Source organism: Streptococcus fermentans (assembly GCF_040888305.1).
Lineage (GTDB): Bacteria > Bacillota > Bacilli > Lactobacillales > Streptococcaceae > Streptococcus > Streptococcus fermentans.
On record NZ_JBFNFG010000015.1, the window covers coordinates 1 to 18,526 of the forward strand.

Genomic DNA, 18,526 nt, shown 5'->3' on the forward strand with positions numbered 1-18,526 from the left:
CATAATATCCATAGGGGATTTACCCACTACAAATATTATAGAGCCCTTTTTTTGCGCTCTTTTAAAGTATGGGAGTACCGAGGGATAATTGGACAGAATCCAAAAAAAACAGTAAAATAGAGGAATACCAATCTAAATGAAATTTGAGTGATGAACGTGGAAAAAAGAGAGAATCTTACAAAAACAGCTATTTGCGGTATTATCAATGTCACCCCAGACTCCTTTTCGGACGGTGGTCAATTTTTTGCTCTTGAGCAAGCACTCCAGCAGGCTCGTAAATTGATAGCAGAAGGGGCTAGTATGCTAGATATCGGCGGAGAATCGACTCGGCCGGGAAGAAGCAGCTATGTTGAGATAGAAGAGGAAATCCAGCGTGTTGTTCCAGTGATTAAAGCGATTCGCAAGGAAAGTGATGTTCAGATTTCGGTAGATACTTGGAAGAGTCAGGTGGCAGAAGCGGCTTTACGAGCTGGGGCCAATATAGTCAATGACATTACAGGCCTTATGGGGGATGAGAAGATGGCAGAGGTGGTTGCCAGGGCTGGAGCTCAGGTAGTCATCATGTTTAATCCAGTTATGGCACGCCCTCAGCACCCTAGTTCACTCATATTTCCTCATTTTGGATTTGGAGAGACTTTTACAAAGGAAGACTTAGCAGACTTTGAACAACTACCAGTAGAAGAATTGATGACAGCCTTCTTTGACCGTGCTCTAGCAAGAGCGAAAAAAGCAGGAATTTCGAAAGGAAACATCATGCTGGATCCTGGGATTGGCTTTGGCTTGACCAAAAAGGAAAATCTCATCCTCCTACGTGATCTTGGGAAATTGCACAAAATGGGCTATCCTATCTTTTTAGGAGTTTCTCGCAAGCGCTTTGTCATCAATATTCTGGAAGAAAATGGATTTGAAGTCAATCCAGATACTGAAGCTGGCTTCCGCAATCGTGATATTGCTTCGGCTCATGTGACCAGCATTGCTGCTAGACAGGGTGTAGAAGTGGTGCGCGTGCATGATGTAGCTACTCATAAGATGGCAATCGAAATTGCATCAGCCATCCGTCTGGCAGACCATGCGGAAAATTTAGATTTGAAACAATATAAGTAAGATGAATAAAAACGAAACGAACCAGTGGATAGCAAACTACCGGACAGACCAACCGCATTTTGGTCTGGAGAGGATGGTGGAGCTATTAGCCTTACGTGGCAATCCTCATCTGAAACTCAAGGTTATCCATATTGGTGGAACCAATGGAAAGGGCTCTACTATAGCCTTTTTGAAGAATCTGTTGGAAAAGATGGGGCTTAGAGTTGGTGTCTTCAGCTCTCCCTATCTGATTCATTATACCGATCAGATTGCCATTAACGGCGAGTCCATCCTAGAAGCAAGATTAGAATCCTTGATGGTGGATTATCGTTCACTACTTGAAGGGGAGCATGCTCAAGCCTTGCAAGGAACGACAGAATTCGAGATTATTACTGCTATAGCTTATGATTATTTTGCTTCTGAGCAAGTCGATGTGGCGATTATGGAAGTTGGTATGGGCGGACTTTTGGATAGTACCAATGTCTGTCAACCTATCTTGACTGGCATCACGACTATCGGATTAGACCATGTAGCGCTTTTAGGGGATAGCTTGGAAGCCATAGCAGAGCAGAAAGCAGGGATTATCAAGCAAGGAGTTCCTCTAGTGACAGGAGACATCGTCCCAGAAGCCTTATCGGTTATCGACCAGATTGCGAAAGCTAAACAAGCTTCTAGGCTTGCTTATGGGGAAGATTATCAAGTTAACCATCATGAGAGTGTGGAGACGGGCGAAATCTTTGATTATTCAAGCTCAGTCAGACAAGGTCGTTTCCAAACAGGATTGCTTGGTTTGCACCAGATAGAGAATGCAGGGATGGCCATAGCTTTACTTGATACTTTTTGTAAAGAGGATGGTCGAGAACTAGCAAGCAATGACTTGCTTGCTCAAGCTTTGGAAGAAACAAGCTGGCCTGGACGTTTGGAGGTTATTTATAGGGAACCCTTGATGATTTTAGATGGGGCCCACAATCCCCATGCCATCAAGGCCTTGTTGGCTACCTTGAAAGAACGCTTTACGGACTATCAGAAGGAAATCCTCTTTACTTGTATCAAAACCAAGGCCTTTGAGGATATGTTGGACTTGCTAGAAACTTTGTCCAATACTAAGATTACACTAACTTATTTTGAGGATAGTCGGGCGACGGATGAAAAAGTCTTGAAAGAGATGGCTGATTCTAGAAATCTCAACTACCAAAGTTGGCAGGAATTTCTAGACAAAAAATTATCAGAAAATGAAGAGAAAAAAACAGTTAGGATTATCACGGGCTCATTATACTTTTTAGCCCAAGTGAGAACCTACCTAATGGAGAGGAAAAATTAGAATGGATAAACAAAAGATTGAAGAAGCTGTAAAAATGATTATCGAGGCAGTTGGTGAGGATGCAAATCGCGAAGGCTTGCAGGAAACACCAGCCCGTGTCGCTCGTATGTACCAAGAGATTTTTTCAGGTCTTGGGCAAACTGCTGAAGAGCACCTGTCAAAATCCTTTGAGATTATTGATGACAATATGGTAGTGGAAAAGGATATCTTTTTCCACACCATGTGTGAACACCACTTTTTACCATTTTATGGTCGAGCTCATATTGCCTACATTCCTGATGGGCGTGTAGCAGGCTTATCAAAATTAGCTCGTACGGTGGAAGTTTATTCGAAAAAGCCACAAATTCAAGAACGTTTGAATATCGAAGTGGCTGATGCCTTGATGGAGTATTTGGGAGCCAAGGGAGCCTTCGTTGTCATTGAAGCAGAACATATGTGTATGAGTATGCGCGGTGTTCGAAAACCAGGAACTGCAACCTTGACAACAGTGGCTCGTGGTCTATTTGAGACAGATAAGGATCTTCGTGATCAAGCTTATCGTCTCATGGGACTTTAAAAAATCCGCGTTAAGCGGATTTTTCTAGAAAGGACTAGTTATGGATCAACTGCGAATTAAAGACCTAGAAATTTTCGCCTTTCATGGACTTTTTCCTAGTGAGAAGGAACTGGGGCAGAAGTTTGTCGTTTCAGCCACCCTATCCTATGATATGACCAAGGCTGCGATAAACTTGGATTTAACTGCTTCTGTCCATTACGGAGAACTTTGCCAGCAATGGACGACTTGGTTTCAGGAAGAAAGCGAAGACCTGATTGAAACAGTAGCCTATAAATTAGTAGAGCGTACTTTTGAGACCTACCCTCTCGTTCAAGAGATTGAACTGGAACTAAAAAAACCTTGGGCACCTATCCATCTACCGCTGGATACTTGTTCAGTAACCATCCATCGACGTAAGCAGCGAGCTTTTATTGCCTTAGGAAGCAATATGGGGGATAAGGCGGCTAATCTCCAGCAAGCGATTGACAAAATGCAAGCTCGTGGCATCCACATTCTCAAAGAGTCTAGTGTTTTGACGACCGAGCCTTGGGGTGGTGTGGAGCAGGATAGCTTTGCCAATCAAGTCATTGAAGTGGAAACCTGGTTGCCAGCTCCAATCTTGTTAGAAACCTTGTTAGAGATTGAATCAGAGATGGGACGGGTCAGAGAAGTGCATTGGGGACCTCGCTTGATTGACCTGGATTTGCTTTTTGTAGAGGACCAGATCATCTATACAGACGACCTCATCTTGCCTCATCCTTATATTGCTGAACGCCTCTTTGTCTTAGAATCACTCCAAGAAATAGCTCCGCATTTCATCCATCCAGTCTTGGGACAACCAATTCGGTACTTGTACCAAAGATTGAAAAAATAAGAAAACTCTAGTTTCCTAAGTAGATAGGGGAAGCTAGAGTTTTTAAAATAGGTCATTTTCTTCTGGTAGGAGAATGGTTTCCTTCCCATCCATATCTAGCACCAGAACTTTAGGTGGATAGAGTGGGTCAAAGGGATGGTTGAAGTCGAAGTCAATCGTTGTTGGAAGATGTTGACTAGAAAAACGAAAAGTGATGGAGCCTTCATGATTCAAAAGCCGAAACTCCAATTCATCTTCTAGATCAAAAACATGCTTTAAAAAATGATCGATTATATACCAGATTGAATCGATAACATCGTCGGGTAAATTGGTCACTACACCGAAACTAGCGCATCGTCTATGAGAATCTGTAAAAGCCATCCCTACCTCCTAATTGATTTTTTATTATCATACTGCAAACTGCTAGAAAAATCAAGAAAAGTCAACTACCTTTAAAAAGATGGGAATGATTTTGAAATTTTTTCAACGAATCTTCATCAAATGCTTGAAAATGCTTACAATTAGTGGTAAACTGAAAACAGTTGAATCATGAAAACAAAATTTTCAAAGTAGAAAGGAAACGGAATGAACACAGATGATACAGTAACAATTTATGACGTTGCCCGAGAAGCGGGAGTGTCAATGGCAACTGTCAGTCGTGTTGTCAATGGCAATAAGAACGTCAAAGAAAACACCCGTAAAAAAGTCCTAGAGGTCATTGATCGTCTTGACTACCGCCCTAATGCAGTAGCTCGTGGTCTAGCAAGCAAGAAAACAACAACAGTTGGAGTTGTTATTCCAGATATCACAAACACTTATTTCTCTACCCTTGCTAAAGGGATTGACGATATCGCGGAAATGTACAAATACAACATCGTCCTTGCTAACAGTGATGAGGATGATGAAAAGGAAGTATCTGTGGTCAATACTCTCTTTTCTAAACAGGTGGATGGCGTTATCTTCATGGGTTATCATTTAACTGAGAAGATTCGCTCAGAGTTTTCACGCTCACGCACACCTGTGGTTCTTGCAGGAACAGTGGACGTAGAACACCAACTTCCAAGTGTCAACATTGACTATAAACATGCTACTGTTGATGCAGTCCGCCATCTCTTGAAACGAAATAAAAAAATTGCCTTCGTTAGTGGACCATTAGTGGATGATATTAATGGCAAGATTCGCTTAGCTGGTTACAAAGATGCTTTGAAAGAAGCGGGAATTAACTACAGTGAAGGTCTTGTTTTTGAATCAAAATACCGTTATGATGATGGTTATGCCTTGGCAGAACGCTTGATTTCTTCTAAAGCAACAGCAGCGATTGTAACAGGTGATGAATTAGCGGCAGGTGTTTTGAACGGACTTGCTGACAAGGGAGTTTCTGTACCGGAAGACTTTGAAATTATCACCAGTGATGATTCACAAATCGCGCGCTATACTCGTCCAAACCTAACCACCATTGCGCAACCTTTGTATGATCTTGGTGCTATTAGTATGCGTATGTTGACGAAGATTATGCATAAGGAAGAGTTAGAAGAGCGTGAAGTTCTTTTGCCACATGGTTTGGTAGAACGTCATTCAACTCGTAAAGATTAACCAGAAGAGGCTGGGACAAAAGTCCTAGCCTCTCAATTGTCTGTGGATTGTCGAGCAAGACGCAGTGGTTGAGTGGGCTCTACTACGCTGAGTTCATCAGCTTTTACAGCCCTACTCAACTGTGCGGAGGTGGGACGACGAAATCGAATTCTAACGAATTACCGATTTCTGTCCCACTCTCGCTTTTTAGTAGTAAAAACTTTTTGGTCAATGGTTCAAGCATCAAGTTGATGGTAGAAGGCTTGCGGGGGTGACTAGAAAACAAGACTTGATCTAGTAATTTCTATCTCACCGACTTTTTTATACTCAATGAAAATCAAAGAGCAACCTAGTAAACTAGCCGCAGGATTTACTTGAGTACGGCAAGGCGACGTTGACGAGGTTTGAATTTGATTTTCGAAGAGTATTATCCTTCCATATAGGCTCGTAATTCCTCTCCTGTAAGGCCAGCATTGATAGCAATGAGGAGTTTGAGACGAGCCTTTTGAGCATTGAGTTCTTTGACAAAGAATACACCAGCCTTTTGTAGACAAACGCCACCGCCTTCATAGGCATAAACAGGTTCAGCAATCCCGTTAAAACAACGAGAAACCAAGGCGATTGGGAGTCCTTCTTGGATAAGGGCGTTCAATTTTTGTGATGTTTCCTTGGGAACATTTCCAGCACCAAAGGCCTGGATAATAAGACCATCTAGCTGGTCAACAGGAAGCAAATCAAGGAGTTCTTCTGTCATACCAGCATAGACTGGAATAATTGGAACCAAGCCCTGGATCCTATCAAGGTCAAAACGAACACGGGGTTCAGCTGTTTTGAAGTAGAGAATCTCGTATTTCATGATGAGCCCAAGAGGGCCGTGGGTCGGCGTTTGAAAGGTACTAACATTTGTCGTGTGCGTCTTGGTCACATACTTAGCAGCGTGGATTTCATCATTCATCACGACCAAGACACCCTTATCAGCAGCCTTATCGTCACTCGCTACGCGTAGGGCACTGAGATAATTGTAGACACCATCGCTTCCGAGTTCGTTGGAACTACGCATGGCCCCTGTTAGTACGATCGGTTTGTGAGGAACCTCCATGGTATCGAGGAAATAGGCAGTTTCCTCCAAGGTATCTGTCCCATGTGTAATCACGAAACCGTCATAATGATTAGCCTCCTCTTTGATTTTTTGATAGAGGGCCAACATATGCTTGGGTTTAATATGGGGACTTGGCAGATTAAAAAAGTCGAGCGCGTGGACTTCAACTCCTCCAAGTGGATTGGATACATGATTCATAGGGTTTTCTTGGCTAGTTACAACAGCGCCAGAGTCATCGGCTTGCATGGAAATAGTACCACCCGTATGTAAAACAAGGATTTTCTTAGGCATGATTTACTCACTCTTTCTGAAATGTGGTATAATCATTGTATCACAAAAGGGGAGAATGAGGTAGGATGGAAGTCAAAGCTGTTTTTTTTGATATCGATGGAACACTAGTCAACGATCGCAAGAGTGTTTTGAAATCCACTAAGGACGCGATTAAGATTGTGAAGGACCAGGGGGTGCTTGTTGGAGTAGCGACAGGGCGAGGACCTTTTTTTGTTAAGGATTTAATGGAAGATTTAGATCTGGATTTTGCCGTAACCTATAACGGCCAATATATCTTTAATAAAAACAGAGTCTTGTTTACAAGTCCTCTTTCCAAGTCTCATTTACGGCAGTTGATCACCTATGCCAAAAAAGAGGGCAAGGAGATTGCCCTAGGGACCAAGGATGCCATGCTGGGTTCGAAAATCATGTCTTTTGGCCTAGGTTCTTTTTCTCAAAGGGTGAGTCGTTTTGTCCCCTCTATGTTGACTCGTACAGTTAGTCATTCCTTTAATCGAATGGTGAGTAAGATTGTTCCTCAGAAGGAAGAAGACTTGCTTCACTTGATGAATCAGCCCATTTATCAAGTTTTGATGCTAATGACGCCAGAAGAATCTGAGAAAGCAGCAGCTGATTTTAAAGACTTGAAATTGACTCGTAGTAATCCTTTTGCAGCCGATGTCATCAACCAAGGAAATTCCAAGTTAGAAGGCATTCGCCGAGTCGGAAAAGAGTATGGTTTTGATCTCAATCAAGTCATGGCCTTTGGTGACTCGGACAATGACTTAGAGATGCTGGCGGGTGTTGGGATGTCAGTCGCTATGGGCAATGGTAGTAGCAGTGTCAAGGAAGTGGCCAAGCATATCACAACCAGCAACCAGCAAGATGGGATTCACAAGGCCTTGGAACACTTTGGTGTTTTGGCTTCAGAGAAAGTCTTTGTCAGCCGTGACTATCATTTCAATAAGGTCAAAACCTTCCACCACATGATGGATGAACGAACTCAAGAAGAGCCACAAGCTTGGGATTTAGAAGGTGCCACCCATAGAGCAGGATTTAAGATAGAAGAACTGGTCGAGTTTGTTCGAGCTGCTAGCTCTTCTGAAGAAGACTTCGAACGGGCAGTTGGACAGTTACACCAAGCGCTGGATAAAGCAGCAGAGAAAGTTGCTAAGAAAACACCTGCTAAGCAAGATTTGGTAGGGCAAGTAGATGCCTTAATTGATACCTTGTATTTCACCTATGGTAGCTTTGTTTTGATGGGAGTGGATCCAGAGCGGATTTTTGATATTGTCCATCAAGCCAATATGGGTAAAATGTTTCCCGATGGAAAAGCTCATTTTGACCCAGTTACTCACAAAATTCTAAAACCAGATGACTGGGAGGAGAGATATGCTCCAGAACCAGCCATTAAAAAGGAGATTGAGCGCCAGATAAAGGCCTATGAACGCCACAAGGAAAGAGCCAATAAGAAATAGGCGATAGAAAAGGAAGCCTTGAATGCTGTTTTGATTTCCTAGCTCCAACTACTGCATCAACAATTTATGAAAAAAATGAGGTTAGGAGAAAAATCCCAACCTCATTTCTTTTTTATTACAAAGTTTTGTCCTTATCTCTAACGACGAGAAGGTCAACGCTGGTATGGCGTAGGATATATTCTGATGAAGAACCAACTAGCAGGCGCTCGAAAGCATTGAGCCCTGTTGCTCCAACCAAAATCAAATCAACCTTTTCTTTGTCTGGAATTGTTTTAGCTAAGAGAGTTTTAGGGTTACCCATCTCAATAACAACCTTAATGTCTGTGAGACCAGCATCTCTTGCACGCTTTTCATATTCTGCCATCAAATCGTTGGCCTCGACTTGTAACTCTTCGTAAACTTCGGCATCAAATGTTGAGATGCTTTGAAGAGCACGAGTGTCAATGACATGAGCAATAGTTAGTTTTGCTTGGTTACGCAGTGCTGAGTGAACCCCTTTGATGAAAGCCAAGTCAGCTTCCTTAGAACCGTCAACTGCTACCATGATATTTTCATAACGTTGTGTCATAGCAAAAACCTCCTCATTCTTATTACCTTCATTGTAATCCTTTTCACTAAAAAAGTAAAGTAAAAAACGATAGGAAAGATAGGTGCTTTTTGACTTTGACTTGGAGTTTGTTATAATAAAAATAGAAAAGCTAAGAGGAAAAGATATGACAAAAATCGCAGTATTATCAGATATACATGGCAATACAACAGCCTTAGAGGCTGTTCTGGCAGATGCCCAGAAGGCGGAGGTTGATGAGTATTGGCTCTTAGGAGATATCCTAATGCCTGGAACAGGACGAAAAAATATTCTCCAGAGATTGGACACTTTACCCATTACTCTTAGAGTTCTGGGAAATTGGGAAGATAGTCTTTGGCGAGCCTGTCATCGCAAGTTAGATGAAAGCAGACCGAGCCATCGCTACCTCTTGCGCCAGTGTCAGTATATTATGGAAGAAATTAGTAGCCAGGAGATTGAGGCACTGCAAGACTATCCCTTGCGAGTGCACCGTCAGTTTGGAGAATTGAAGCTAGGGATTAGCCATCACTTGCCTGATAAAAACTGGGGAAGAGAGCTGATTCATCTTGGTAAGCAAGAGGACTTTGATCGTCTTGTCACCAATCCGGACTGCGATATTGCCATTTATGGTCATATCCATCAGCAGTTTCTTCGCTATGGTAGTGGTGGCCAGCTTATCCTGAATCCAGGTTCGATTGGGCAACCCTTCTTTTTATCTGGGAATTTACGCAAAGACTTGCGGGCCCAATACATGATCTTAGAATTTGATGAAAAAGGCTTGAAAGATCTTGATTTTCGTCGGGTTGATTATGATATTGAGGCAGAATTACAGCTAGCAAAAGACTTACAATTACCCTACTATCAAGTTTATTATGAAAGTTTAGTTAATGGGATTCACCATACCCATAACCAAGAATTACTTCATAAAATTGCACAACATCAAGGACATGATGCTGAGTTGGATGACTGGCTTAGTGGTAACTCTTGACATTACAACTAGAAGAGATATAATAAACTTAAGAAAAAGAAGGAACTAATCTGACAAAAAAGGAGAAGAGAATGCAAATTTCAAGTCGATTTACCATTGCGACTCATATGTTGATCATTATTGCCCTAAAAGGGAAGGAAAGCAAGGTGACTAGCGATTTTCTAGCTAGTAGTGTTGGAGTTAATCCAGTTATTATCCGTAAGACCTTGTCCCAACTGAAAAAGGCAGACTTGATTTTCGTCGCGCGTGGAACTGGTGGAGCAGAGATTATCAAAGACCTAGAGGATATCAGTCTATTAGATGTTTACCAAGCAGTTGAATGTCTAGGAAAGACAGGTCAACTCTTTAGTTTTCATGACAATCCCAATCCAGCCTGTCCAGTTGGAGCTCATATTCATGATGTTTTGGATCAAAAATTGGAGAGAATCCAGCAAGCTATGGAGGCTGAACTTGGTCAGACCAGTCTTGCCCAAGTAGTAGCAGATGCAGAGAGTAGGATAGAAGTATAAGAGGACTTTAGATCCTCTTTTTTATGTGGATAATGATGATAAAATAGAATCATTAAAGGAGGAAGAAATGTATCTCGTTATAGGAATTGTATTAGCATTTATACTGTCATTTTGGAAGGATAATAGAAGTTTGTGGAATCCAGTATTATTTTTATTATCTCTCATTTCAAGTTATATTTATCTATCCTACCTTTTTTATAAAAACGGTTATGAGAATGTTCAGCTTGCTTTCTATGGAGTAGCCTTTGTTTTAATCCCCTTGTTGCTTTTTCTAAGTGGTATCTTTTTAATCTATAATGGTGTTATCCTGCTGAAACGAGAGGGACGTTCAAAGGCCAATTATCTCTCCATGCTTCTTGGAATAGTCATTTTGGTATTTTTTGCCTTGATTTCATTTCGATTGGGAGATCAAAATGAATTATTTTACACCAATCACTTTCTAAACATTTTATTTGTATTCATTTTCTACTCTTATTTTATTTTTGGTTTTGCCTTTGCGGGCTTCATGTTGTACTCTATCTTGTACCTCTTTATTCCTAAGAAGAAGCATTATGATTTTATTATCATTCATGGTGCTGGTTTACTAGGTGGAGAAAGGGTAACACCTTTGCTAAAGAGGAGAATCGATAAGGCAGTAGAAGCTTACCATAAGTCTAAAAATCCTCATATCAAAATCATAGCCAGCGGTGGACAAGGAGCGGATGAAAAGATTTCTGAGGCCCAGGCGATTGCAAATTATCTGCTTACCGAGACAGATGTTCCCCAAGATGCGATTATCCTGGAGGACCAATCAAGGACTACCTATGAGAACCTTCTTTATTCCAAAGAGATTGGTGAGAAACTAGTAGCCAAACCTCAATTTCTCTTTGTGACCAATGATTATCATGTCTTTAGGACTAGTACCTATGCTCGTAAGCTAAAAATGAAAGGTGATGGTCTAGGTTGTCGGACAGCGGGCTACTACATCCCATCAGCCTTTATCCGCGAGTATGTGGCCTTGTGTGTGAAATTGAAGTGGCTCTTTATGTTCTTATACGGATTATTATTCCTTGCACTACTTTTATCCTATAAGGGAATTCTTTGGTAGAATAAAAAAAAAGCTAGTTTTCTGATATTCAGAATTCTAGCTTTTTCGTTATGTGACTTTCAGTCCGTCTCGCTCCGTGAGATGCGAGACAAATAAACCACCCGCTATGCGGGTGCGCATCGAAGGTTATACCAAAAAAACTCCAAACGCGATACAATAAAGGTGTTCAAGCCAATTGTAAAGCGAAAGGAGAAAACCATGGCACAAAAGACACCTAGTTTATCACACACAAAGTGGCACTGTAAGTATCACATTGTGTTCACCCCTAAGTATAGACGAAAAGTCATTTATAATCAATATCGAAGTAGTTTGGGAGAAATATTCCGCCGATTATGTAGTTATAAAGGTGTTGAGATTATCGAGGGCCANTAAAAGTGCACTCATGATGTTTGACAAACACGCTAATCTCGAGTACAAGTTTGGGAATCGGCATTTCTGGGCAGAAGGTTACTATGTGAGTACAGTAGGGCTTAATGAAGCCAAAATTAAGAAATATATTCAAGATCAGGAAAAGCATGATATAGCACTAGATAAATTGAGTGTAAAAGAATATGAGGATCCCTTTAGGGATAGTGGTACGTAATACTAAAGCCTCTTTGAGAGGCAAGTGACGAGTCAAGAGCAATGAGGCTTGAACAACGTGAAAGCCAGCGTCTTTAGGCGCTGGCTGGTCATTTGGGCTTATAGCCCTGGTTCAAACCACCCGTTAGACGGGTGGTCATGATTTTGTATAGTTAAGCTGAGTGGACATATAGAAATAAAACTGTAAATGATTGATCTTTCAAAAGAAGGTGATTTTAAAGATCACCAAGCGAGATGGTGTTCAGTTCGCTAATAACTTGAAGCTGGGGCATACGTCCAATATTGATTAGTTTTGGATGCTTTAAACCTTCTACATCAAAGTTGGTTAAAATGGCATCATATCCAGCCTCCATAATCTCATCAACATTCAATGTAGCCTTGTCCCATGTTTCAAACTGGATATTTTTAGAAGTGTAGTATTTATAGAGGGAGATGAGAGCGTGAGGATGAGCAAAGTCAAATTCACTCAAAATAAGGACACGAACCTTATTCTGAGATTCTAACAGTTGTTCCATCAAATCTGAAGCGTGAGTCAAGAGAGTGTAAACCAGATGGACGACAGCGTGCGCCAGTTCTTTTTGTCCCAAGCTAGACTTATAACGCATCATTTCGAAAACAGCTGCTTCGTAAAATTCAGGGAAGAATTTCTTGATTTTTTTGAGCGTATAGGATTTATTATGAGAAATGATGGATTCTGAGTTGATTTCTTGACGTTCAAGAAGAGCAGTATTGTGCAAGTGCCAAACTAGCTCGTCAGTATTTGTAAAGTGAATCCCAAATTCACGAGTCAAGTTATCGAGGACATCTCGAGCAGCGTGGTAAGAGTGATCAACCTGTTTGTCTTCTGAACGGGCAGCTAGAAATTCTTCAACAGTATAGAAGATTCCTTTTTGAGTATAAGAATCAAAGATTTGTTCTAAGGTATGACGGTTAACCTCGATATTCAGACGCTTAGCCAATGGTTCGAGTTGATCTTGGAATTCTGGCAGTTGATCATATAAAGGAAGATCATTTGTAGAATCGCTCGTTGTTTGGATGGTAGCACCGATCTTAAATCGGTGCAAATTAACAGCTATTTGTGTTTCTAGCTGCAACAAGTTGGCATAATTGGCAGGAAATCCTGTCATTTTAAGAAAGAAAGCAACAAATTCTTCAATGTCTTTCTTAGAATCAGTAAATGGCCATTTGAAGTAACCATAGGCTTCATGGAAGTACTGGGCAAAAAAGAAACGGATGTCTTTTTCGTCTCCAATGATAGAGATTGGAGTGACCTTGAGTTTGAAGCGGTATTTATTTTGCAAGGTATGATTAATCTCAGCGACTTTTTTGCGAAGTGCAGGAAGCGAAACATCAAGAGTTTGAGCTAGATGTTCATAGGTAAATGGTTCTTCTAATAAAAAGAATGCTCTCAAAACTTGGAAGTTAGAAGAATCTTGTAAAATGTGGCGGTAAATTCGTTCAACGCCTAAATTGTTATTATTGGCGAGTCTGATACCAGCTGTTGAAGATTGGATTTCGAAGCAAGAGAGAACTTCGCGCATCTCCTTGATATCACTTTTGATAATACGAGTGTTGATATCTAGAGCTTCTGCCAGAGGATCTAGGTGGATCCAGTCTGAATTTTCAAATAAATATTCTAAAATTCTTAATTGTCTTTGTTCTTTTTGAGTTAATAGAGCTCTCATAAATTATTCCTCCTGTAATAAAATCGACTATAACAAACAAAAATCATATTTTTAGAGATGTTAGTTATTATATCACAAGTAAATCAAAAAAACAAAGAATATGCCTGCATTTATTATATTGTATTTTAAAAGAAAGATTGTCATTTTAGAATTTTTTTGTACAAAAAGGATTTTTTAAATATATAGTTTAAAATGATTGACTAAAATGAAGCTATGTTTTGTAATTTAATTCATATGTTAAAGACATGCCATAATTTAAAAATTAACGGGAGATAGGATTCATGTATTTTAATCGTAAAAATGCAGAACAGAAAAACTGGCGAATGATCAAAAAAAGGGAAACATTTCTTATTTGGTTGTTCGATTGTCTTTGCGGTTGGGGCAGCTTTGGTAGCTCCATCAGTCAAAGCAGACACAGTAGAAACTAAGCCAGAAGTAGGTTCTACTACGGAAACAACTAAGCCGACTACAGGTGAAGAAAATGTAACTTATGCAGCACCAGCTGTAGAAGTAGCACCAGCAGCAGTGGCTAAAGAAAAAGTTGAAAAAGCAGTTGAAACTACTCAAAATTCTAATGAAGAACCAGTAGTTGCGGCTGAAAAAGCTAAGGAAGCAGATAGCATCCAAGCTCCAGAGGTGACAGTGGTCTACAATCCATCAGCACTTACTGATGAAGAAAAAGCAAAAGTTGTAGCAGCTGTTAAGGTAGCAAACCCTACAGCGACTGATGTTCAAGTCCAAACAGACGGATCAGTAGTTGTAACCTTTGCGGACGGATCAGTAGCAACAATTGCAGCTAATAAAGTTGTTAACGAAGCAACTAAAGAGTCATCTGCTCAAGCACCAGCTAAGAAAGCAGGAGCGAAAGAAGTGCCAAACACTGGTACAAAACTATCTAGCGCTTCACTTGGACTAGCACTTCTTGCAGCAGTGACAGGAGGACTCCTCATCGCTAAAAAACGCGAGGAAGAAGAGTAATAAAATACTCAAATAAAGCAAAACTGAGAATGATTATTCTTTAACATTGCTAGAAAAACCGTAAGAAGAAATTCTTACGGTTTTTTGATTTCAAGGCTCGTTTTACTACTATTTGAAGTCAGATAAATTAAATTTTTTCCTAATAACGACATCTCGGAAAAATTGCAGAATGTAGATTAGTCAACATTTTATTAATACTAGTTGTATAGTTCTATCAGAAACAATCAAGAGCGCTAAATTAAATCTGAGTAAGAAATAGTACAGGGAAACTAATACTAAACCTCAGATAACCTCACGGAGGAATATGGTGTGCTATATGCTATAATAGAAAATCTATAACATTTATAAAATGACAAAAAATTAAGCATGAGAATGACATACGAACTGTTTCATTATTGTAAATAATAAGGGGAATCAAAAAAATAAATGATGAGTATAATCTAAACTAAAAATTGGGAATACTAAAGATTAGCACCAAATCTAATGATAAACACGTCTCTATTAATTAGAGGTAAGTTAGATATAGTTTCTGATTTGAGTGAGAATATTTAACGAAATTATGAAAAAAATAAATGGATTACTTGAACGACTGAATATAATGTAAAATAACAAGTAAAAAAATAGAACTATTACACTTTAAATATTACTAGTTTGATTCGTATAGAGAGCCAGTAAAGGAATCATCAATCGCGGTTCATCATTCTATACTAGGTTGGTAAAAACTTTAAATAAAAACTAAAATATGGTAAAATAACGATTGTATAACATTTTGAGGAGACAGTTATGAAGACAAAAACACTTGCACAAGTTGATGGAATTATTGGAATCATTGCAGGAGCAGTTTTAGCAATCTTACCAGTCATTATAGTTATGATTGCAGCTATTTCTGAAAATGAAGATTTTGCTGGATTTGTTTTGGGAATTGTTTTCCTTGTTTTTACTTTAGTAAAAATTGCAACTCTTATCCTAGGAATTCTCACTCTTGTCTATTATAAGGATGACAAACGTATCTCACTTGCGCCGTCTATCTTGTTTATCGTTGGATCGGGAGTAGCATTGATTCCATTCTTGGGATGGATCGGTGGAATAATCCTCATCATTGGTGGAGCGCTATACTTGTCGAGCTTAAAACATTTCCAAATTGAAGGATAGTTCTATACATAAAGGGAAGAGTCAAGAAGTCTCTTCTCTTTTTTGATTGATTTTGACTAGCTTTTTTGTGAAAAATTGTGTAAAATAGAATAGATAAACGAGGGAAACCTCGGAAAATAAAAGGAGTATCCATCAAATGGTAAAATTGGTTTTTGCTCGCCACGGTGAGTCTGAATGGAACAAAGCTAACCTTTTCACTGGTTGGGCTGATGTTGATTTGTCTGAAAAAGGAACACAACAAGCGATTGACGCTGGTAAATTGATCAAAGAAGCTGGTATCGAATTTGACCAAGCTTATACTTCAGTATTGAAACGTGCAATCAAAACAACTAACTTGGCTCTTGAAGCATCTGACCAATTGTGGGTTCCAGTTGAAAAATCATGGCGCTTGAACGAACGTCACTACGGTGGTTTGACTGGTAAAAACAAAGCTGAAGCAGCTGAACAATTTGGTGATGAACAAGTTCACATCTGGCGTCGTTCATACGATGTATTGCCTCCAGCAATGGATCGCGATGATGAGCACTCAGCTCACACAGACCGTCGTTATGCTTCACTTGACGACTCAGTTATCCCAGATGCTGAAAACTTGAAAGTAACGTTGGAACGTGCCCTTCCATTCTGGGAAGATAAAATCGCTCCAGCACTTAAAGATGGTAAAAACGTATTCGTAGGAGCACACGGTAACTCAATCCGTGCTCTTGTAAAACACATCAAACAATTGTCAGACGACGAAATCATGGACGTAGAAATCCCTAACTTCCCACCATTGGTATTCGAATTTGACGAAAAATTGAATGTGGTTTCTGAATACTACCTTGGAAAATAAACATCATAAAGCCTAGGATGATTCCTAGGTTTTTGATTTTCGAAACATACAGCCTGAGGTAGAAGAAAACTTGAGCCGAGATTTTGGAAGGCTGAATTCCCAAACTAAGTTTTACCGTTAGTAGAAGTGGATGTTACTTTGAGAAGTTACGGTTCAAGATTTAAGAATTCAAAAAACAATTAAGCTTGTCAAAGCAGAGGATTCTTGTTATAATAGGTAAGATGGAGGCGTTATGGCACTTAAAAAAGCAAGTCTAGCCTGTGCGGTTTGTGGTTCTAGAAACTATTCGATTAAGATTAGTGGAAATCCAAAACCAACACGCTTAGAAGTAAATAAGTTTTGTAAACACTGTGGCAAGTACACCACACACCGAGAAACGAGATAGGAGAAAACGATGCGTTTTATTAAGGACATTTTTAAACTTCTTAAAGAAACAACTTGGCCGACTCGCAAGGAAAGTTGGTTAGATTTTAAATCTATCATGGAATACACTGCTTTCTTTGTAGTGATGATTTATATTTTTGACCAATTGATTGTTAGCGGATTGATTCGTTTTATTAATATTTTTTAAAATAAGCTAAGAAAAAGATCTAGTCGCTGAAATTCTTCAGTTAGGAAAGGAAAAAACATGGATAGTTTTGATAAAGGATGGTTTGTGCTACAAACTTATTCTGGCTACGAAAATAAAGTAAAAGAAAATCTATTGCAGCGTGCACAAACATATAATATGCTAGAAAATATTCTGCGTGTTGAGATTCCTACACAAACAGTGCAAGTGGAAAAAAATGGAAAGAAAAAAGAAATCGAAGAAAATCGCTTTCCAGGATATGTTCTTGTAGAAATGGTTATGACCGACGAAGCATGGTTTGTTGTGCGTAACACACCAAACGTAACAGGATTTGTAGGCTCACATGGAAATAGATCAAAACCAACTCCACTTTTGGAACAAGAAATTCGCGATATTTTAGTTTCTATGGGTCAAACTGTCCAAGAATTTGATATTGATGTCAAAGTTGGTCAAACTGTTCGTATTATTGACGGTGCTTTCGCAGATTACACAGGTAAGATTACAGAAATTGATAACAATAAAGTCAAGATGATTATCTCTATGTTTGGTAATGATACAGTAGCGGAAGTAAATCTTAATCAGATTGCAGAACTTTAATCAAAAAATTATCAATATAAAATCACAAACAAAGACAATTGCAAAAGAGACAGTTGTCTTTTTTTTATTCTCACTTGTCAGTATTCATACTTCCTGATGCACCTTGGATTTGAAAAAACACAAGACAGAAATCAAAGCCCTTCTTTCCCCCTTTCTCTGCTATACTACAAGCAGAGAAAAGGGGGAAAGCAAATGCTTGAAAAGTATTATGAGAACGTAAAAGGAATTGTCCATAGATGCCGAAAAGATTATTATCTCCACCTGTGGGAAAAAGAGGATTGGGATCAAGAAGGACTGATCTGTCTCTATGAACTTCTCGAGGCCCAACCAGACTTAGTGGAAGAGGAAAAGAAACTCTACGTCTACTTCAAAACAAAATTCCGCAATCGAATCCTAGATAGCGTCAGAAAACAAGAGAGTCAAAAACGTCGCCTGGACCGTATGGCCTATGAAGAAGTAGGCGAGATTAGCCATCGCCTACCAGAAGGAGGATTGTGGCTGGATGATTACTACGCCCTTCATGAATTGTTGGATAGTTATAGAAGAAAATTACCACAAGATAAGCAAGAAGCCTATGAACGCCTCTGGGCAGACGAACGATTTAAAGGCCGCAAAGCCATGTTGAAAGAGTTAAAGGAAGTAATTCAGTAGAATTGAAAAAAAAGTTAAAAAAAGGTGTTGACAAAGTTAGAAAAGTCAGTATAATAGTAAGAGTTGAAAATAACAACTCTGGTCCGTTGGTCAAGGGGTTAAGACACCGCCTTTTCACGGCGGT

20 protein-coding genes and 1 pseudogene are annotated in these 18,526 nt (G+C 39.7%); 17 read left to right on the forward strand and 4 right to left on the reverse strand.

Features of this window, described 5'->3' with window-relative positions; all coding sequences use genetic code 11:
• Positions 1 to 150 precede the first annotated feature (150 nt).
• Genes folP through folK form a run of 4 tightly spaced genes read left to right on the forward strand, consistent with a single transcriptional unit; the run spans position 151 to position 3,813 of the window.
• Positions 151 to 1,104 carry a dihydropteroate synthase gene (folP, locus tag AB2B50_RS09475; protein WP_320693257.1) on the forward strand — a complete coding sequence of 318 codons (954 nt, stop codon included), beginning with the start codon at positions 151 to 153 and terminating at the stop codon, positions 1,102 to 1,104.
• Between the two features lies 1 nt (position 1,105).
• A complete protein-coding gene (locus AB2B50_RS09480; RefSeq protein ID WP_320693258.1) occupies positions 1,106 to 2,404 on the forward strand; it encodes a bifunctional folylpolyglutamate synthase/dihydrofolate synthase in 1,299 nt (432 codons plus the stop codon).
• A 1-nt stretch (position 2,405) separates the two neighbouring features.
• Positions 2,406 to 2,960: a GTP cyclohydrolase I FolE gene (folE, locus tag AB2B50_RS09485; protein WP_320693259.1), complete on the forward strand. Its 555-nt coding sequence runs from the start codon at positions 2,406 to 2,408 to the stop codon at positions 2,958 to 2,960.
• A 40-nt stretch (positions 2,961 to 3,000) separates the two neighbouring features.
• Positions 3,001 to 3,813: a 2-amino-4-hydroxy-6-hydroxymethyldihydropteridine diphosphokinase gene (gene folK / locus AB2B50_RS09490; RefSeq protein WP_320693260.1), complete on the forward strand. Its 813-nt coding sequence runs from the start codon at positions 3,001 to 3,003 to the stop codon at positions 3,811 to 3,813.
• 42 nt (positions 3,814 to 3,855) lie between these two features.
• Here the strand turns inward: folK and AB2B50_RS09495 are convergent, their stop codons facing one another.
• Positions 3,856 to 4,173, reverse strand: coding sequence for a DUF960 domain-containing protein (locus AB2B50_RS09495; protein WP_049527273.1), 318 nt, complete (start codon positions 4,171 to 4,173; stop codon positions 3,856 to 3,858).
• 204 nt (positions 4,174 to 4,377) lie between these two features.
• Between AB2B50_RS09495 and ccpA the strand changes: the two genes are divergently transcribed.
• Complete coding sequence (ccpA, locus tag AB2B50_RS09500; protein WP_301559553.1) at positions 4,378 to 5,385, forward strand: catabolite control protein A; 1,008 nt, start codon at positions 4,378 to 4,380, stop codon at positions 5,383 to 5,385.
• Positions 5,386 to 5,791: 406 nt separating this feature from the next.
• Here the strand turns inward: ccpA and AB2B50_RS09505 are convergent, their stop codons facing one another.
• Positions 5,792 to 6,754: an asparaginase gene (locus AB2B50_RS09505; RefSeq protein ID WP_320693320.1), complete on the reverse strand. Its 963-nt coding sequence runs from the start codon at positions 6,752 to 6,754 to the stop codon at positions 5,792 to 5,794.
• A 65-nt stretch (positions 6,755 to 6,819) separates the two neighbouring features.
• On the opposite strand from AB2B50_RS09505, the gene AB2B50_RS09510 reads away from it, so the two are divergent.
• Positions 6,820 to 8,211 (forward strand): Cof-type HAD-IIB family hydrolase, encoded by a 1,392-nt coding sequence (locus tag AB2B50_RS09510; RefSeq protein ID WP_320693261.1) that lies wholly within the window; start codon positions 6,820 to 6,822, stop codon positions 8,209 to 8,211.
• A gap of 115 nt (positions 8,212 to 8,326) precedes the next feature.
• Here AB2B50_RS09510 and AB2B50_RS09515 read toward each other — a convergent pair whose 3' ends face one another.
• Positions 8,327 to 8,779 carry a universal stress protein gene (locus tag AB2B50_RS09515; protein WP_049504821.1) on the reverse strand — a complete coding sequence of 151 codons (453 nt, stop codon included), beginning with the start codon at positions 8,777 to 8,779 and terminating at the stop codon, positions 8,327 to 8,329.
• A gap of 145 nt (positions 8,780 to 8,924) precedes the next feature.
• Between AB2B50_RS09515 and AB2B50_RS09520 the strand changes: the two genes are divergently transcribed.
• From AB2B50_RS09520 to AB2B50_RS09535, 4 genes and pseudogenes are all read left to right on the forward strand, one after another.
• Positions 8,925 to 9,764 carry a metallophosphoesterase family protein gene (locus AB2B50_RS09520; RefSeq protein WP_320693262.1) on the forward strand — a complete coding sequence of 280 codons (840 nt, stop codon included), beginning with the start codon at positions 8,925 to 8,927 and terminating at the stop codon, positions 9,762 to 9,764.
• A 71-nt stretch (positions 9,765 to 9,835) separates the two neighbouring features.
• Positions 9,836 to 10,273 (forward strand): Rrf2 family transcriptional regulator, encoded by a 438-nt coding sequence (locus AB2B50_RS09525; RefSeq protein ID WP_320693263.1) that lies wholly within the window; start codon positions 9,836 to 9,838, stop codon positions 10,271 to 10,273.
• Positions 10,274 to 10,340: 67 nt separating this feature from the next.
• Entirely contained in the window at positions 10,341 to 11,360 is a 1,020-nt protein-coding gene (locus AB2B50_RS09530) for a YdcF family protein (protein ID WP_320693264.1), read from the forward strand.
• 198 nt (positions 11,361 to 11,558) lie between these two features.
• Positions 11,559 to 11,943 (forward strand): annotated as a pseudogene (locus AB2B50_RS09535) (transposase).
• A 214-nt stretch (positions 11,944 to 12,157) separates the two neighbouring features.
• Here AB2B50_RS09535 and AB2B50_RS09540 read toward each other — a convergent pair.
• Positions 12,158 to 13,627 (reverse strand): M protein trans-acting positive regulator PRD domain-containing protein, encoded by a 1,470-nt coding sequence (locus AB2B50_RS09540; RefSeq protein ID WP_320693267.1) that lies wholly within the window; start codon positions 13,625 to 13,627, stop codon positions 12,158 to 12,160.
• A gap of 387 nt (positions 13,628 to 14,014) precedes the next feature.
• Between AB2B50_RS09540 and AB2B50_RS09545 the strand changes: the two genes are divergently transcribed.
• From AB2B50_RS09545 to AB2B50_RS09575, 7 genes are all read left to right on the forward strand, one after another.
• The gene (locus AB2B50_RS09545) at positions 14,015 to 14,605 is read left to right on the forward strand and encodes a MiiA motif-containing surface protein (protein ID WP_320693321.1); all 591 of its coding nucleotides are present in this window, start codon (positions 14,015 to 14,017) and stop codon (positions 14,603 to 14,605) included.
• Positions 14,606 to 15,388: 783 nt separating this feature from the next.
• A complete protein-coding gene (locus AB2B50_RS09550; protein WP_060956138.1) occupies positions 15,389 to 15,757 on the forward strand; it encodes a hypothetical protein in 369 nt (122 codons plus the stop codon).
• Between the two features lie 136 nt (positions 15,758 to 15,893).
• Positions 15,894 to 16,586 (forward strand): phosphoglycerate mutase, encoded by a 693-nt coding sequence (locus tag AB2B50_RS09555; protein ID WP_000240128.1) that lies wholly within the window; start codon positions 15,894 to 15,896, stop codon positions 16,584 to 16,586.
• Between the two features lie 232 nt (positions 16,587 to 16,818).
• Positions 16,819 to 16,971 carry a 50S ribosomal protein L33 gene (gene rpmG, locus AB2B50_RS09560; protein WP_001809375.1) on the forward strand — a complete coding sequence of 51 codons (153 nt, stop codon included), beginning with the start codon at positions 16,819 to 16,821 and terminating at the stop codon, positions 16,969 to 16,971.
• Between the two features lie 9 nt (positions 16,972 to 16,980).
• Positions 16,981 to 17,157, forward strand: coding sequence for a preprotein translocase subunit SecE (gene secE / locus AB2B50_RS09565; protein ID WP_001211016.1), 177 nt, complete (start codon positions 16,981 to 16,983; stop codon positions 17,155 to 17,157).
• A gap of 57 nt (positions 17,158 to 17,214) precedes the next feature.
• Positions 17,215 to 17,751, forward strand: a complete 537-nt coding sequence (gene nusG / locus AB2B50_RS09570; protein ID WP_320693265.1) for a transcription termination/antitermination protein NusG — start codon at positions 17,215 to 17,217, stop codon at positions 17,749 to 17,751.
• 192 nt (positions 17,752 to 17,943) lie between these two features.
• Entirely contained in the window at positions 17,944 to 18,402 is a 459-nt protein-coding gene (locus AB2B50_RS09575) for a sigma-70 family RNA polymerase sigma factor (RefSeq protein WP_320693322.1), read from the forward strand.
• Positions 18,403 to 18,526 lie beyond the last annotated feature (124 nt).

What these genes read in the sequence shown, in the direction of transcription:
- folP (WP_320693257.1), top strand. Translation starts at nt 151, where the DNA reads ATGAACGTGGAAAAAAGAGAGAATCTTACAAAAACAGCTATTTGCGGT.
- AB2B50_RS09480 (WP_320693258.1), top strand. Translation starts at nt 1,106, where the DNA reads ATGAATAAAAACGAAACGAACCAGTGGATAGCAAACTACCGGACAGAC.
- folE (WP_320693259.1), top strand. Translation starts at nt 2,406, where the DNA reads ATGGATAAACAAAAGATTGAAGAAGCTGTAAAAATGATTATCGAGGCA.
- folK (WP_320693260.1), top strand. Translation starts at nt 3,001, where the DNA reads ATGGATCAACTGCGAATTAAAGACCTAGAAATTTTCGCCTTTCATGGA.
- AB2B50_RS09495 (WP_049527273.1), bottom strand. Translation starts at nt 4,173, where the DNA reads ATGGCTTTTACAGATTCTCATAGACGATGCGCTAGTTTCGGTGTAGTG.
- ccpA (WP_301559553.1), top strand. Translation starts at nt 4,378, where the DNA reads ATGAACACAGATGATACAGTAACAATTTATGACGTTGCCCGAGAAGCG.
- AB2B50_RS09505 (WP_320693320.1), bottom strand. Translation starts at nt 6,754, where the DNA reads ATGCCTAAGAAAATCCTTGTTTTACATACGGGTGGTACTATTTCCATG.
- AB2B50_RS09510 (WP_320693261.1), top strand. Translation starts at nt 6,820, where the DNA reads ATGGAAGTCAAAGCTGTTTTTTTTGATATCGATGGAACACTAGTCAAC.
- AB2B50_RS09515 (WP_049504821.1), bottom strand. Translation starts at nt 8,779, where the DNA reads ATGACACAACGTTATGAAAATATCATGGTAGCAGTTGACGGTTCTAAG.
- AB2B50_RS09520 (WP_320693262.1), top strand. Translation starts at nt 8,925, where the DNA reads ATGACAAAAATCGCAGTATTATCAGATATACATGGCAATACAACAGCC.
- AB2B50_RS09525 (WP_320693263.1), top strand. Translation starts at nt 9,836, where the DNA reads ATGCAAATTTCAAGTCGATTTACCATTGCGACTCATATGTTGATCATT.
- AB2B50_RS09530 (WP_320693264.1), top strand. Translation starts at nt 10,341, where the DNA reads ATGTATCTCGTTATAGGAATTGTATTAGCATTTATACTGTCATTTTGG.
- AB2B50_RS09540 (WP_320693267.1), bottom strand. Translation starts at nt 13,627, where the DNA reads ATGAGAGCTCTATTAACTCAAAAAGAACAAAGACAATTAAGAATTTTA.
- AB2B50_RS09550 (WP_060956138.1), top strand. Translation starts at nt 15,389, where the DNA reads ATGAAGACAAAAACACTTGCACAAGTTGATGGAATTATTGGAATCATT.
- AB2B50_RS09555 (WP_000240128.1), top strand. Translation starts at nt 15,894, where the DNA reads ATGGTAAAATTGGTTTTTGCTCGCCACGGTGAGTCTGAATGGAACAAA.
- rpmG (WP_001809375.1), top strand. Translation starts at nt 16,819, where the DNA reads ATGGCACTTAAAAAAGCAAGTCTAGCCTGTGCGGTTTGTGGTTCTAGA.
- secE (WP_001211016.1), top strand. Translation starts at nt 16,981, where the DNA reads ATGCGTTTTATTAAGGACATTTTTAAACTTCTTAAAGAAACAACTTGG.
- nusG (WP_320693265.1), top strand. Translation starts at nt 17,215, where the DNA reads ATGGATAGTTTTGATAAAGGATGGTTTGTGCTACAAACTTATTCTGGC.
- AB2B50_RS09575 (WP_320693322.1), top strand. Translation starts at nt 17,944, where the DNA reads ATGCTTGAAAAGTATTATGAGAACGTAAAAGGAATTGTCCATAGATGC.